This is a genomic window from Ornithinibacillus halotolerans, from assembly GCF_014637405.1.
GTDB lineage: Bacteria > Bacillota > Bacilli > Bacillales > Amphibacillaceae > Ornithinibacillus > Ornithinibacillus halotolerans.
This window is the reverse complement of the sequence record NZ_BMEY01000019.1, coordinates 21124-36695: the sequence shown is the minus strand read 5'-3', so window position 1 is coordinate 36695 and position 15572 is coordinate 21124. Positions and strand designations below refer to the sequence as shown.

The following is a 15572-nucleotide window of genomic DNA, read 5'->3' as shown; positions in this document are numbered from 1 at the left end:
AGTACAAGTGGTAATGTAATAAGGTGAATCTTTCCAGTAAAATATGATAAGCTAATCGAGAGAAGGAGGAGTTTTATATTGAGAAATGATCAACGTAACAAAAATGAATTACGACCAATTACAATAACTAGCAATTTTATTAAACATCCAGAAGGCTCTGTGTTCATAGAGGTTGGCGATACAAAAGTAATTTGTAATGCAACGATCGAAGACAGAGTTCCTCCTTTTATGCGTGGACAAGGTAAAGGTTGGATTACAGCAGAATATGCGATGTTACCAAGAGCGACACAAGATAGAAATATTCGAGAATCTTCAAGAGGAAAAGTTTCTGGAAGAACAATGGAAATTCAACGCCTTATCGGAAGAGCTCTACGCTCCGTAGTAGACTTAGAAAATATCGGTGAAAGAACAATTTGGATCGATTGTGACGTTATTCAAGCGGATGGTGGAACTAGAACAGCTTCCATAACTGGGGCATATGTTGCTATGGTACTGGCATTTGGCAAGTTGTTAGAAACTAATGTATTGAAGAAAATGCCAGTAATTGATTTCTTAGCGGCCACATCAGTTGGAATCCTTCCAAATGGGGCTGAGATTCTAGATTTAAATTATGAGGAAGACTCGAAAGCGCATGTAGATATGAATATTGTAATGACAGGTTCCGGTGAATTTGTAGAAATCCAAGGAACTGGAGAAGAAGCAACATTTTCTATGGAACAGCTACAAACATTATTAAGTCTTGCTAATGAAGGACTAATGGAAATCTTTGAAAAACAAAAAGCAACAATTGGTGACTTAGCTAATCGAATTGGTGAAACTGTAAAAGAAGGAAATAAAAAATGAAAGAATTATTAATTGCTACCAAAAATAAAGGTAAAGCTGAAGAATTTAAAGTGTTTTTTGAACGGTATGGAATCATAGCAAAATCATTATTAGATTTACAAGAAGATTTACCCGATATAGAAGAAACGGGGGAAACCTTTGAGGAGAATGCAGCATTAAAATCTGAAGGTATTGCTAAGATTTTAAACATTCCAGTTTTAGCGGATGATTCAGGTTTAGTTATCGATGCTCTTGGTGGAAAGCCAGGAATATATTCTGCTCGTTATGCAGGCGAACCAAAGGATGATAAAAAGAATATAGAAAAAGTGTTACGTGAACTTGGTGATCTACCGGTAGAGAAACGTACTGCAAGATTTGTTTGTGTTCTTTCCCTATCGATCCCAGGAAATTCAACTATTTATAAAAAAGGTACTTGTGAAGGTGTTATTGGATTTGAAGAAAAAGGAATACATGGATTTGGTTACGATCCTATTTTTATTCCTGAAGGGTACAATCAAACATTGGCAGAACTTGGGCCGGATGAAAAAAATAAAATTAGTCACCGTGCAAATGCTATTAAACAACTAGAGGAATGGATACAAAATCAACAGTAGTGGAGAGGTATGTATGACGAAAGTTGTTATTATGAGTGATACTCATGGCTTAACGAACGAAATTAATGTTATTAAAATGAGAGAGCAACCAGACTATATTTTTCATTGTGGTGATTCCGAACTTCAAGAGAATTCCTCCGAACTAAAAGGGATATATACAGTAAAGGGAAATTGTGACTTCTATGGTGACTTTCCAAATGAAATGATAAAAACAATTAATGGCTTAACATTTCTTGTTGTCCATGGACATTTACATAATGTAAAAATGAATTTAAATAATTTGGCGTATTATGCGGAAGAAGTAAATGCGCATATTGTTTGTTTTGGGCATTCCCACATTGCAGGAGCGGAAGTAGCGAGAGGAAAACTATTTCTAAATCCTGGTAGTGTAAGACAGCCAAGAATGAGAAAAGAAAAAACATACGCAGTCGTAAAATGGGAAGATAAAGAGGAAATAGAGGTTATATATTACACAATTGAAGGAGAAATTGTTCCAGAATTATCCTTTAAAACCTCGTTAAATCAATGATCTAAAGGGTACCTAAACCGTACCCTTTACCCATTAAAAATTCTGCAAATTACAAATTTAAATTTAGGTGTTGACAATAAATCCAAAACTGCCTATAATAACACTTGTGACCAAAACGGAAACACAAAAAAATGCTTCAAGCTTTTTAGGGAAGAGTAACAAATAAGTTCACCACTAACCCTCGCCAGACAGCAGCGGGTGTAGTAACGAGCGAAACTCCTACCGAATAAGCTACGAGTTGCCCTGAGGAATACACATCCTCGAATATGCTAGTAGACGCAAGGGCATAATGGCTGAACTAATACTTAGCCGAAGTACAGCGGGTGTAGTAACGAGCATTACTTCCACCGGATTTGCTACGAGTTGCCTCGAGGAATAAACATCTTCGAATAAGCTAGCAGACGCAGAGGCATAATGGGACCAAACATGGCGCGGGCAACTAAATTAACATTTTAAACTAAATAATCAACGCGGGTGTAGTTTAATGGTAAAACTCTAGCCTTCCAAGCTAATGTCGTGGGTTCGATTCCCATCACCCGCTCCATACATATGTCCCAGTAGCTCAGCAGGATAGAGCAACAGCCTTCTAAGCTGTGGGTCGGGAGTTCGAATCTCTCCTGGGACGCTAACAAAAAAGAAACCTATTTTTATAGGTTTCTTTTTTTAGTGTATTTAACTACTTTTTTCGTTTACACTTATTTAATAGAGGAGGGAAGTCATGGATGAGAATATTATCATGTTCCCGAGGTGGGAGTCTAATTTAAAGGAAGAAAGCTTTTACCATATTCAAGAAAAACAATATGAAGAAGCCCTGGAAAAATTAAATAAATTGTTACAGTTCAGCAAGAATGACCATGAAATTTTAATCGGTAAACTAATGTGTTTAATGGAGTTATACCGTTATCAAGAAGCGGAAGAACTTTGTGAGGAAATAATTAGTGATAAAAATAATAAACATTACTATCATTATTTACATATGTATTTCACAATATTATTTCAAACTAACAAGTATGAATTATTAATGGAACGTTTAGAGGATGAGCTCCATTCAAAAGGATTGCCTGAACTGTTAAGGGAGCAATTTTTGCAGCTGTACAATATGAGTAAAACAATGGTAACGGAGATTGATGACAAGAAATCTTCGATGTACGTTGATGAACTATTAGCAGCGATTCAGCAATCAAATTATGACAAACAGTGGCAGTCTATCATGAATCTTCAAACAGTGATGAAGGAATTGGATGAACGAATTATTCCGGTTTTAAATGAAGCGGAAGTTCACCCAGTAATAAAAACAGAATTATTATTTATATTAGCTAATCATAATTATTCAAAAATGGTTAATGTACATAAATTTGGGCAAGAATTACAAGTAATCCCTATTAACTTATCAAAAATTCAAACACATCCGACATATGTGGCGGTAATAAATATTATAAAAGATGTCGAGCAAAGTAATCCGACCCTTTATAACTTTTTAGAAAGGTTACTTTATCGATATTTATATGTATTATTTCCAATTATTCCACCTTTTGACAATGCTGGTGATATCGCGAGAAGTTTACTACGTATAGGTGATGAACTGTTTCAGCAAACAACTAATGCCTTATCTAATCATGCTAAAGTAGACCAGTATTTAAATGATATATTAAACTGTGAACAGTTATATTTATCTATTATTCATGAATAAAAGGAACTTTAGCTTATGTCTTGAAAGGCTAAGTAATTATGGTATAATAAGATGGTTGCAAATTTAAAAACGTTTTATGAACACATAAACCTATCTAATTAATGAATTAAAGTAGTTAATAGAAATAATAGATTTTGGAGGGAATTTTTATGTCAGTAAAATGGGAGAAAAAAGAAGGCAATGAAGGAGTATTAACGTTTGAAGTTTCTGCAGAGGAATTTGAAACTGCTCTAGATAAAGCTTTCAAAAAAGTTGTTAAAACAGTTCAAGTACCAGGTTTCCGTAAAGGGAAGATGCCTCGTCCATTATTTGAAAAACGTTTTGGTGTAGAATCATTATACCAAGATGCAGTAGATATCGTGCTTCCTGAAGCTTATGTGAAAGCTGTAGAAGAATCAGGAATTGATCCAATCGATCAACCAAGTATTGATATTGACGAAATTGAAAGAGGTAAAGCACTAGTATTCACTGCAGAAGTAACAGTTAAACCTGAAGTAAAACTTGGTGAGTACAAAGGTCTTGAAGTAGAAGAACTTGAAGTTACTGTTTCTGACGAAGATGTGGATAATGAAATCAATCAATTAAGAGAGCGTCATGCTGAACTTGTTGTTAAAGAAGAAGGAACTGTTGAAGAAGGCGATACAGTTGTTATGGACTTCGAAGGTTTCTTAGATGGTGAAGCATTTGATGGTGGAAAAGGTGAAAACCATTCATTAGAAATCGGTTCTGGTCAATTTATCCCTGGATTTGAAGAACAACTTGTCGGTAAAGAAGCCGGAGTGGAAACAGACATTAACGTTACTTTTCCAGAAGATTATCATGCAGAAGAATTAGCAGGTAAAGAAGCTACTTTTAAAGTAACAATCCATGAGATTAAAACTAAAGAACTTCCTGAACTTGATGATGAATTTGCAAAAGATGTTGATGATGAAGTAGAAACACTTGAAGCATTAAAAACCAAGAAACGCGAACAACTAGAGTCAGAGAAAAAACAAACAGCTGAAAATGCGAAACGTGAAGAGCTTATTAATAAAGCTACTGATAACGCAGAAGTTGAAGTACCAGAAGTTATGGTTGATTCCGAACTTGATCGTATGATGCGCGAATTCGAGCAGCGTTTACAAATGCAAGGTATGACTTTAGACCTTTACTATCAATTCTCTGGTCAAGATGAGAATGCTTTAAAAGAACAAATGCGTGAAGATGCTGGTAAACGTGTGAAAACAAACTTAACATTAGAAGCAATTGTTAAAGCTGAAAATCTAGAAGTATCAGATGAAGATTTAAACAAAGAGTTACAAACAATGGCTGAAATGTATGGTACAGATGCAGATCAACTAGTACAAATGCTTGGTGGTAACACAGATGCTCTTAAAGAAGATCTATTATTCCGTAAAGCAATTGATTTCCTAGTTGAAAACAGCAAAACAGTTGCATAATTATATTACAAACTGATAATATACAAGACAAACAAGGTGCGAAATTCGTACCTTGTTTTTTTAACCAAAGATAATAATATCCTAACCAATGCGATTCCTTAGTATTTTTCACAATTTTTTAGTATGATAATAAACAAAGTATTTTACTTTGCGAATCATTGTCAATTTTATTGGGCATAGTGACATATACTATATATAATAATAAAATATAAACTGTATGGATATGGTTATGATTACTCCACTTGAAAATTAACTTAAATGAATATAATCAAAATTTTATACAGAAAATTAATGTATTTTATTTTGTTTTAAAAACTGCTTCTGATATGATAGCTAATAGTTAACTTTACGTTTGTGTTATCTGACCAGAAACTTTAGGGGTGAAAAAATTAATGTTTAAATTTAATGATGAAAAAGGACAGCTGAAATGTTCGTTCTGTGGGAAAAGCCAAGAACAAGTTCGAAAGCTAGTTGCTGGTCCTGGCGTTTATATATGTGATGAATGTATAGAGCTTTGCACAGAAATTGTAGAAGAAGAATTAGGTACAGAGGAAGAATTAGAATTTAAAGAAGTTCCAAAGCCTAAGGAAATTTGTGAAATTCTAGACGATTATGTAATTGGTCAGGAAAAAGCTAAAAAGAATTTATCTGTAGCTGTATACAATCACTATAAACGTATTAACTCACCAAAGAACAATGATGATGTTGAAATATCAAAAAGTAACATAGCGATGATTGGACCGACAGGAAGTGGAAAAACATTACTTGCACAAACACTAGCACGTATTTTAAATGTTCCATTTGCAATGGCTGATGCTACCTCGTTAACAGAGGCAGGTTATGTTGGTGAAGATGTAGAAAATATTCTATTGAAATTAATACAAGCAGCAGATTATGACATAGAAAAAGCCGAAAAGGGAATTATTTATATCGATGAAATAGACAAGGTTGCCCGTAAATCAGAAAATCCATCGATTACGAGAGACGTATCTGGTGAAGGGGTTCAGCAAGCCCTTCTGAAAATCCTTGAAGGAACTGTAGCAAGTGTTCCACCTCAAGGTGGGCGTAAGCATCCACACCAAGAATTCATTCAGATTGATACAACAAATATCCTATTTATTTGTGGTGGGGCATTTGATGGTATTGAACAAGTAATTAAGAGAAGACTTGGGAAAAAAGTTATTGGCTTTGGTGCTAATGAGAAGCAAGAGGATTTAGATAAAGGCCAACTGCTTGCACGAGTATTGCCTGAGGATTTACATCGATACGGTTTAATTCCTGAATTTATAGGGAGATTACCTGTTATTGGTAGCTTAGAGCCATTAGATGAAGAGGCATTAGTCGAAATATTAACAAAGCCAAAAAATGCACTTGTTAAACAATATCAAAAATTATTCCAGATGGATAATGTAGAATTAGAATTTGAAGACGAAGCATTAGTGGAAATTGCTAAAAAAGCAATTGAACGAAAAACCGGTGCTCGAGGATTACGTTCCATTATCGAATCAATAATGCTTGAAGTAATGTTCGAACTTCCTTCAAGAGAAGATATTACGAAATGTGTAATAACTAAGGAAACAGTAACGAACGAAAATGGCAGACCTAAGCTATATTTTTCTGATGGAACGGTAATAGATGAGTTTACAAAATTACCAAAAGAAAGTGCATAATTAAGCATAATATGACTTAGAAGGCTGACTAGGATTATTGGCTCCTTACCAGATATTTATCTGTTATGGAAAGAAAAAGTCCCTAGTCAGTCCTTTTTTGTTTCAACTTAAACGGTAAGTAAAGATAGAATTAGTTAATTATGATAAGGGTAAACTAAGGTTAACTTTATAATTAATTTACAAAGCTAACACACTTCTATAAACTTGTTTAGTATACATACTTATTAGAATGAAATTTATATTATTGGAGGTACATACATAATGATAAAGAATTCAGTACAAGTTCCCCTCCTCCCATTACGTGGCTTATTAGTCTTTCCGACAATGGTATTACATTTAGATGTTGGACGTGACAAGTCTGTAGCAGCCTTAGAAAAAGCGATGGTCGATGATCAAATTATCTTTCTTGCTGCTCAGAAGAAAGTAAGCATTGATGAACCAAAAGCAGAAGAAATCTATCGTATTGGTACATTGGCAAAAATTAAACAAATGCTAAAGCTTCCTAATGGTACTTTTCGTGTTCTTGTAGAAGGATTACATCGTGGTGAGATTATTCGATATATAGATGACGAAAATGAATTTGTGGTGGAAGTACAAGAGTTGGAAGAAGAAAAAGGAGATCACATAGAGGAAGAAGCGCTCATGAGAAGTATTATAAAATTATTTGAGCAGTATGTGAAAGTCTCTAGAAAGATTACGAAAGAAACATTAACTTCTGTACTTGATATTGAGGAGCCTGGCAGACTTGCCGATATTATTACTTCACATCTTTCTCTCAAATTAAAAGAGAAACAAGAGATACTTGAAATTATCAATAGAGAAGAAAGATTAAAGTATTTAATTAACTTAATCTCAAATGAAAAAAAAGTTTTAGATCTAGAAAAGAAAATTGGACAGCGTGTTAAATCTTCGATGGAGAAAACCCAAAAAGAATACTATCTCCGTGAGCAGATGAAGGCAATACAGAAAGAATTAGGAGATAAAGATGGTAAATCTGGTGAAGTAAGTGATTTGCGAAAGAAAATTGAATCATCTGATATGCCTCAGCGTATTAAGGAAGTCGCATTAAAAGAACTAGATCGATATGAGAAAGTTCCACAATCCTCAGCCGAGAGTTCAGTAATTCGTAATTACTTAGAATGGTTATTAGTACTTCCTTGGACAAATCAATCGCAGGATACAATTGATATTACTTTTGCTCAAGAAATACTAGATAAAGATCATTATGGTCTAGATAAGGTAAAGGAACGAATATTAGAATACTTAGCTGTACAAAAATTAACTAATTCACTAAAAGGCCCTATTTTATGTCTAGTAGGACCACCTGGTGTAGGTAAGACCTCATTAGCTCGTTCTATTGCGCGATCGGTTAATCGTAATTTTGTACGAATCTCCTTAGGAGGGGTTCGTGATGAAGCTGAAATTAGAGGGCATAGAAGAACGTATATCGGTGCGATGCCAGGAAGAATCATACAAGGTATGAAAAAAGCCAAAACAATTAATCCGGTCTTCTTACTAGATGAGATTGATAAAATGTCCAATGATTTCCGTGGTGATCCATCTTCTGCAATGTTGGAGGTACTGGATCCAGAACAAAATAATAGTTTTAGTGATCATTTTATTGAAGAACCGTATGATTTATCGAATGTTCTATTTATTGCAACAGCAAACTTTGTTAACAATATCCCTGGTCCATTATTGGATCGAATGGAACTTATTTCTTTATCAGGCTACACAGAAATTGAAAAACTTCATATTGCTAAAGAACATCTTTTTCCGAAGCAACTTAAAGAGAATGGCTTAAAGAAGAGCAATTTGCAAATTCGGGATGAAGCGCTATTAAAAGTGATTCGAAGATACACTCGTGAAGCAGGTGTTCGTACTTTAGAAAGACAGATTGCAAAAATATGCCGTAAAGCTGCGAAATTAGTAGTGTCTGAAGAAAAGAAACGAGTTATTGTTACGGAAAAAAGTTTAGAAGAATTATTAGGTAAACCAATATTTCGATATGGACAAATGGAAAAAGAAGACCAAATTGGTGCTGCAACCGGTCTAGCATATACGTCAGCTGGTGGTGACACATTATCTATTGAAGTATCTCATTATCCAGGTAAAGGTAAATTAACTCTAACAGGTAAACTGGGAGAGGTGATGAGAGAGTCTGCACAAGCTGCATTTAGTTATATTCGCTCAAGAGCTAAGGAACTTGGAATTGAAGAAGATTTTTACGAAAAGTATGACATTCATATACATGTTCCAGAAGGAGCAACACCTAAAGACGGCCCATCTGCGGGAATTACAATGGCAACTGCACTTGTATCTGCACTTTCTAACCGTGCTGTAAAGAAAGAAGTTGCTATGACTGGAGAAATTACATTAAGAGGGCGCGTATTACCAATTGGAGGATTAAAGGAAAAATCATTAAGTGCTCATCGTGCTGGTATTACTACTGTTCTATTTCCAGAAGATAATAAAAAGGATTTAGATGATATACCGGAGAGTGTTCGAAACGATCTAACCTTTATTCCAGTTAACCATCTTGATCAAGTATTAAAACATGCCCTAGTGGAGGAATAACATGAAAGTAACAAATGCAGAAATTGTAATAAGTGCCGTTAGTCAAAAACAGTATCCTGATGACCGACTTCCTGAAATTGCGCTAGCTGGTCGATCTAATGTAGGAAAATCATCCTTTATTAATAAGTTAATTAGTAGAAAGAGTCTTGCAAGAACTTCATCTAAACCTGGTAAAACACAAACTATTAATTTCTATCGAATCAATGAATCGTTTTACTTTGTGGATGTTCCAGGATATGGCTATGCAAAAGTATCAAAAACAGAACGTGAAAAATGGGGTAAAATGATGGAGGAATACTTCATCAATCGAGAAAACTTGGAAGCCGTTCTATTAATTACCGATATACGCCACGCACCTACAAATGACGATATTATGATGTATGATTTTCTAAAACATTATGAATTACCGGTAATTGTAGTAGCAACTAAGTTAGATAAAATTCCAAAAGGAAAAAGAGCTCAGTATTTAAAGCGAACAATCAACACATTGCAAATTGAAAAAGGCGACGTTGTTTTACCATTTTCATCGGAAACAGGTGAAGGTAAAGAGGAAGCGTGGAGAATATTAAGTAAATATATTGGTTAAGGAAATGGTTTTGGGGAGACTACCCAAAACCATTTATTTTTTCTTTAATAAGTATATACCAAAAATAATTAAAAGAATTGGCCAGTATAATTGAATAACATCAAAAACATCATATACCCAATTAAGCCATTCTGGCATATTTATAGAGAAGATAAAGACACAGGCTATGGCAACTAATATAAGTCCAGGAAGTAAACCTTGTTTTGTCTTAATATAGCGCACTATGAATCCCACTCCAACAATAAGTGGATAGACTGCCCAATGATCGATCCAAAAATTATAATATTTAATCCCATGAAAATGTATACCAATCCCGAATAATATAGTTCCGCCAAGTAAATGGTTGTATTCCTTTGCTTTAAAACTATAAATCAATAATGTAACTCCAATAATTATTAAAATGGTAGGCCAAGAATAAAAATCTGTAAAAATTGGTAATTTTAATTGTCTTAAAAGAAAATAAAGCCCAATACCAATTAATAAGTAGGCTGTTAACTTATTCTTATTTTTCAAATAGAACACCTCCTATAAGGACATAATGGTATTGAACAAAGATTGAATTCCGACTTCTTGATTGTATATGCTTTGATGTGATAGAGTACATCTGTAACACTCATTTTATAATATCACAATTATTTCATATTCTGTTCATAGAAAGTTAATAATTTATAGCTTTTCCTATGTTATACTATGGTCGTATTTTAAATGAATGACGTGTGAGCAATAAATTTGGAGGAGAGAAACGTTGCATATATTAAAAGTTGGTTTAAATTACAAAACAGCACCTGTTGAAATTAGAGAAAAACTAACTTTCTCAGAAAACTCTCTTCAGGAAGCAATGGAAGCATTAAAAGAACGTAAAAGTATTCTTGAAAATGTTATTATATCAACATGTAACCGTACTGAGATTTATGCTGTAGTTGATCAGCTGCATACTGGTCGATATTATATCAAACAATTTCTAGCAGATTGGTTTGAAATCGATAAAGAGGAGTTTTCTGCCTTTTTACGAATAACTGAAGATGACGGTGCACTAGAACATTTATTTAAAGTAACATCTGGTCTAGATTCTATGGTATTAGGTGAAACACAAATACTAGGCCAAGTGAAACAAGCATTTCTAACTTCACAGGAAATTCATGCTACTGGTACGATATTTAATGAATTGTTCAAACAAGCAATTACATTTGCTAAACGGTCACAAAGTAATACTGCAATTGGGGAACATGCAGTATCGGTAAGTTATGCTGCAGTAGAACTTGCCAAGAAAATCTTTGGAACTTTAGATAATAAACATGTAGTTATACTTGGTGCCGGTAAGATGGGGGAACTTGCTGCTAAGAATCTACAAGGTTCTGGAAATACACAGATAACCGTTGTAAATCGAACATTAGAGAAAGCTAACATCTTAGCCAAAAAGTTTCATGCAAATGCAAAGCAAATAGATCAGTTAAACGAGGTATTAGCAGAAACTGATATTTTAATTAGTTCAACTGGCTCTGACTCCTATGTAATGACGATGGAAACGCTAGAACCAATAATGAAAAAACGTAAAGATAAGCCATTATTTTTAATTGATATTGCGGTTCCAAGAGACTTGGATCCTAAGATAAGTAATTTAGATAATGTTTTCCTATATGATATTGATGATTTACAACATATTGTGGACGAGAACTTAGAAGCAAGAAAAAAAGCAGCATCCCAAATTGAAATGATGATGGAAAATGAAATTGTCACTTTTAAAGAATGGATGAAAACACTAGGAGTTGTTCCAGTTATTTCTGCACTAAGAAATAAAGCACTTTCTATTCAAGCTGAGACGATGAAAAGTATCGAACGAAAAATGCCAGATTTAACAGCACGTGAGAAGAAAGTAATTAGTAAACATACTAAAAGTATTATTAATCAATTATTAAAAGAACCAATAACACAAGCGAAAGAATTAGCAGGAACGGAAAAGGCTGCTGAGGCATTACAATTATTTATAGATATATTTGGAATTGAAGAACAAGTAAAAGAAGAATTTGAAAAACAAGCACAGAAAAGTGATGTATTCCAAAAATCAATAGAAAATAAAGATTCATTCATTAATAAATTAGCTACAAATTAATGATGTAAAGGACTAGGCATATGGTCGATGTTCGTTGGATTTATGAAGGTATTTTATTTTTATATTCATTAAGCATCATTGTTTATTTTCTTGATTTTGTGCAAGAAAACCGGAAGGCGAATAAATTAGCCTTCTGGTTACTTAGTATGGTTTGGATTGCTCAAACCGTTTTTTTATTTTCGACTATACTAATCGATAACCGTTTTCCAATAGCTACTTTAACCGATAGTTTGTTTTTTTATGCATGGGTACTCGTTTCGTTTTCTTTAATAACTAACAAGTTATTTAAGATGGACTTTATTGTGTTCTTCATAAATTTATTTGGCTTTTTTATTTTGTTAATGCATATTTCCTTAGTAGCTCGGACTCATATTATCGACCAAAATTGGATAAAACTTGTAGATGAAATATTAATTGCACATATTACTTTTTCCATCGTATCTTATGGATTTTTTACGATTTCTTTTTTATTCTCTATCATGTATCTAGTACAGTACTATTTGTTGAAAGAGAAAAAAGCAGTGAAGTGGATATGGCGTCTAGGTGATTTAAGTCGACTCCATCAATTTACATTTCGGATGATTTCTCTCGGTGTTCCGTTTTTATTAATTGGGATTATCTTAGGTTTTGGTTGGGCTTATACGGAGGATGTGGAGTTTTACTGGTTAGATGTTAAGACATTAGGTTCCATTACTGTATTAATGGTCTATATCCTTTATTTCTTATTGAAGATTATTCGAAAATTCACTGGAAGGTCATTAGCGTTATTTAATACATGTGCGTTTATTATTTTAATTATTAATTTCTTTTTATTTAGTAGGTTTTCAAATTTTCATATTTAACTAGGAGGGGCATAGATGAGAAAAATTATCGTAGGTTCAAGAACGAGTAATCTTGCATTAACACAAACAAAGTGGGTTATTAATGAACTGAAAAATGCGGGTATTAATAATGAATTTGAGATAAAGGAAATTGTTACAAAAGGGGATAAAATTCTTGATGTAACACTTTCTAAAGTTGGTGGAAAAGGATTATTTGTTAAAGAAATAGAGAAAGCTCTATATGATAAAGAAATTGATTTTGCAGTACATAGCATGAAAGATATGCCAGCTGTACTTCCGGAAGGGTTAGTTATTTCTTCTATACCTGTTAGAGAGGATCATCGTGATGCTTTTATCTCTAAAAATGACATTAAGCTAAAAGATTTACAACAAGGTGCTGTTGTAGGTACGAGTAGTTTACGTAGAGCAGCACAGATTTTGGCCTTTAGACCAGATTTAGAAATTAAGTGGATACGTGGAAATATAGAAACGAGAATTCGCAAATTAAACGAAGAGAACTATGATGCAATTATTTTAGCAGTTTCTGGCTTAAAACGAGTTGGCTTGAATGAAGAACTTATAACAGAGTATTTAGAACCTGAGATTTGTCTACCTGCTGTAGGTCAAGGAGCATTAGCTATTGAATGTCGTGAAGATGATAACGAGTTGCGTTCGATGCTTGCAAAAATCAATGATGAGTATACAACGAAAACGATCACTGCAGAAAGAACTTATCTTAATTTATTAGAAGGTGGCTGTCAGATTCCAATTGGTGGTTATGCCTATCTAGAAGAAAACGAGGTTGTATTACAAGCACTAGTTGGTACACCAGATGGAAAGACAATTTTAAAAGAAGTTGTTAGAGGGGAAGACCCAATCCAAGTTGGAAAAGAAGCAGCGGAGAAATTATTAAGTCAAGGTGCTAAGGAAATTGTTGAGCAAGTTAAAGAGGAGTTAGATAAATAATGGAACCTCCATTATTAGGGAAAAGTGTTTTAGTGACTCGTGAGGAAAGCCTTGCCAAGAAATTCACAAAACAACTTGAATCGAGTGGTGCGGATGTATATGAGGTCCCATTATTAAAGATATCATGTAGAACCTTCAATCAAGATATAAAAATGTTACGAGCACTAGAACAATTTGATTGGCTTTTCTTTACTAGTATAAATGGTGTAAATTGTTTTTTCGAATCCATTAATTATCATCAGCTTAGCCTTCCTCCTATAAAAATTGCAGTAGTTGGACATAAAACAGAGGCTCAACTCGAGAAATATGGTTATAAAGCAGATTTTCTCCCATCAATATATGACGGAGAAACATTTGTGAAAGAATTTCTAAATCAGTATGAAGAGGTAGGCCAAGTACTTCTCGTGCAAGGCAATCGTTCACGAGATGTGATTGCAAAGGGATTACTAGAAGCAAGTGTACGCTTTCAATCTTGTATCGTTTATGACACAGTAAACAATGATCAATCGGCACCTTTATTACAAAAGGTGTTAAGATCTGTCAAATTGGATTTTATTACATTTACTAGTCCATCCACTGTAGAGGCCTTTGTGAAATTTTCAGGTGAAGATATTCCAGAAGATACGACTATTGTTTGTATCGGCCATACAACAGAGGCTCGAGCAAGAGAGTTAGGTTTTCAAAATACGATCTCACCTGTTCAATATACAACGGAAAGTATGATTGAGGTCATGTGCAATCATTGAAAAGAAAGGATTAATAAAAATGCAAATTAACACGAATTTTAAGCGTCATCGTCGTTTACGTTCATCCCAGTCTATGAGAAGCATGGTTAGAGAGAATCATCTTAGAGTTGAAGATTTTATTTATCCAATGTTTGTTGTAGAAGGAGAAAATATAAAGAATGAAGTTCCATCTATGCCAAATGTCTATCAAGTTTCTTTAGATTTATTAGTAGAAGAAGTAAAGGAAGTCCATAATCTTGGAATAAAATCGATTATCTTATTTGGTGTACCGAATAGTAAAGATGACGTCGGAAGTGGAGCATACCATAATCACGGAATAGTACAAGAAGCAACAAGAGTAATAAAAGAACACTATCCAGATATCTTAATTGTAGCTGACACCTGTTTATGTGAATATACTTCCCATGGACATTGTGGGGTAATTCAGAATCAAGATGTTGATAATGATGAATCATTGAAATTATTAGCTAAGACTGCGGTTTCACAGGTTGAAGCAGGTGCTGATATTATTGCTCCATCAAATATGATGGACGGCTTTGTGAGAGTGATTAGAGACGGATTAGATGAAGCGGGATATACACATATTCCCATTATGTCTTATGCAGTTAAGTACGCTTCAGCATTCTATGGTCCTTTCCGTGATGCAGCAGACAGTACACCACAGTTTGGGGATCGTAAAACATATCAAATGGACCCAGCAAATCGGCTTGAAGCATTGCGTGAAGCGGAATCAGATGTGGAGGAAGGCGCTGATTTTCTAATTGTCAAACCAGCGATGTCCTATTTAGATGTTGTACGTGATGTTCGAAACAACTTTAACCTTCCAATCGTTGCCTATAATGTAAGCGGGGAATATTCCATGGTAAAAGCTGCAGCAATGAATGGTTGGATTAATGAAAAAGAACTTGTACTAGAAAAACTAACTTCTATGAAACGAGCAGGTGCAGATTTAATTATCTCTTATTTTGCTAAAGACGTTGCAAAATGGTTGCAAGAGTAAAA

Annotated in this window: 14 protein-coding genes and 2 tRNA genes; 15 read left to right on the top strand and 1 reads right to left on the bottom strand. The window is 34.1% G+C overall.

What is annotated here, in order from left to right; all coding sequences use genetic code 11:
* Window positions 1–78: 78 nt before the first annotated feature.
* The 10 genes from rph (at window position 79) to yihA (ending at window position 9927) form a co-directional block, all read left to right on the top strand.
* Window positions 79–843 carry a ribonuclease PH gene (gene rph, locus IEV35_RS15725; RefSeq protein ID WP_188385622.1) on the top strand — a complete coding sequence of 255 codons (765 nt, stop codon included), beginning with the start codon at window positions 79–81 and terminating at the stop codon, window positions 841–843.
* Window positions 840–1436, top strand: a complete 597-nt coding sequence (locus IEV35_RS15720) for an XTP/dITP diphosphatase (RefSeq protein ID WP_188385621.1) — start codon at window positions 840–842, stop codon at window positions 1434–1436. The genes rph and IEV35_RS15720 overlap by 4 nt, the downstream gene beginning before the upstream one ends.
* A 13-nt stretch (window positions 1437–1449) precedes the next feature.
* A complete protein-coding gene (locus IEV35_RS15715) occupies window positions 1450–1965 on the top strand; it encodes a metallophosphoesterase family protein (protein ID WP_188385620.1) in 516 nt (171 codons plus the stop codon).
* 470 nt (window positions 1966–2435) lie between these two features.
* Window positions 2436–2509 (top strand) — tRNA-Gly (locus IEV35_RS15710).
* 7 nt (window positions 2510–2516) lie between these two features.
* Window positions 2517–2590 (top strand) — tRNA-Arg (locus tag IEV35_RS15705).
* 93 nt (window positions 2591–2683) lie between these two features.
* Window positions 2684–3655, top strand: coding sequence for a tetratricopeptide repeat protein (locus tag IEV35_RS15700; protein WP_188385619.1), 972 nt, complete (start codon window positions 2684–2686; stop codon window positions 3653–3655).
* 149 nt (window positions 3656–3804) lie between these two features.
* Window positions 3805–5094, top strand: a complete 1290-nt coding sequence (tig, locus tag IEV35_RS15695; RefSeq protein ID WP_188385618.1) for a trigger factor — start codon at window positions 3805–3807, stop codon at window positions 5092–5094.
* Window positions 5095–5486: 392 nt separating this feature from the next.
* Entirely contained in the window at window positions 5487–6764 is a 1278-nt protein-coding gene (gene clpX, locus IEV35_RS15690) for an ATP-dependent protease ATP-binding subunit ClpX (RefSeq protein WP_188385617.1), read from the top strand.
* 261 nt (window positions 6765–7025) lie between these two features.
* Complete coding sequence (gene lon / locus IEV35_RS15685) at window positions 7026–9341, top strand: endopeptidase La (RefSeq protein WP_188385616.1); 2316 nt, start codon at window positions 7026–7028, stop codon at window positions 9339–9341.
* A 1-nt stretch (window position 9342) separates the two neighbouring features.
* Entirely contained in the window at window positions 9343–9927 is a 585-nt protein-coding gene (yihA, locus tag IEV35_RS15680) for a ribosome biogenesis GTP-binding protein YihA/YsxC (protein WP_188385615.1), read from the top strand.
* A 33-nt stretch (window positions 9928–9960) separates the two neighbouring features.
* Here yihA and IEV35_RS15675 read toward each other — a convergent pair whose 3' ends face one another.
* Window positions 9961–10449: a LiaI-LiaF-like domain-containing protein gene (locus IEV35_RS15675; protein ID WP_308419799.1), complete on the bottom strand. Its 489-nt coding sequence runs from the start codon at window positions 10447–10449 to the stop codon at window positions 9961–9963.
* 223 nt (window positions 10450–10672) lie between these two features.
* On the opposite strand from IEV35_RS15675, the gene hemA reads away from it, so the two are divergent.
* From hemA to hemB, 5 genes are read left to right on the top strand one after another with little or no spacing between them, the layout of a single operon-like run.
* Complete coding sequence (hemA, locus tag IEV35_RS15670; protein ID WP_188385613.1) at window positions 10673–12037, top strand: glutamyl-tRNA reductase; 1365 nt, start codon at window positions 10673–10675, stop codon at window positions 12035–12037.
* Window positions 12038–12057: 20 nt separating this feature from the next.
* The gene (locus IEV35_RS15665; protein WP_188385612.1) at window positions 12058–12879 is read left to right on the top strand and encodes a cytochrome C assembly family protein; all 822 of its coding nucleotides are present in this window, start codon (window positions 12058–12060) and stop codon (window positions 12877–12879) included.
* Window positions 12880–12894: 15 nt separating this feature from the next.
* A complete protein-coding gene (gene hemC / locus IEV35_RS15660) occupies window positions 12895–13824 on the top strand; it encodes a hydroxymethylbilane synthase (protein ID WP_188385611.1) in 930 nt (309 codons plus the stop codon).
* Window positions 13824–14570 (top strand): uroporphyrinogen-III synthase, encoded by a 747-nt coding sequence (locus tag IEV35_RS15655; protein ID WP_188385610.1) that lies wholly within the window; start codon window positions 13824–13826, stop codon window positions 14568–14570. Before hemC ends, IEV35_RS15655 begins: the two co-directional genes overlap by 1 nt.
* Window positions 14571–14589: 19 nt before the next feature.
* Window positions 14590–15570: a porphobilinogen synthase gene (gene hemB / locus IEV35_RS15650; RefSeq protein WP_188385609.1), complete on the top strand. Its 981-nt coding sequence runs from the start codon at window positions 14590–14592 to the stop codon at window positions 15568–15570.
* Window positions 15571–15572: the final 2 nt, after the last annotated feature.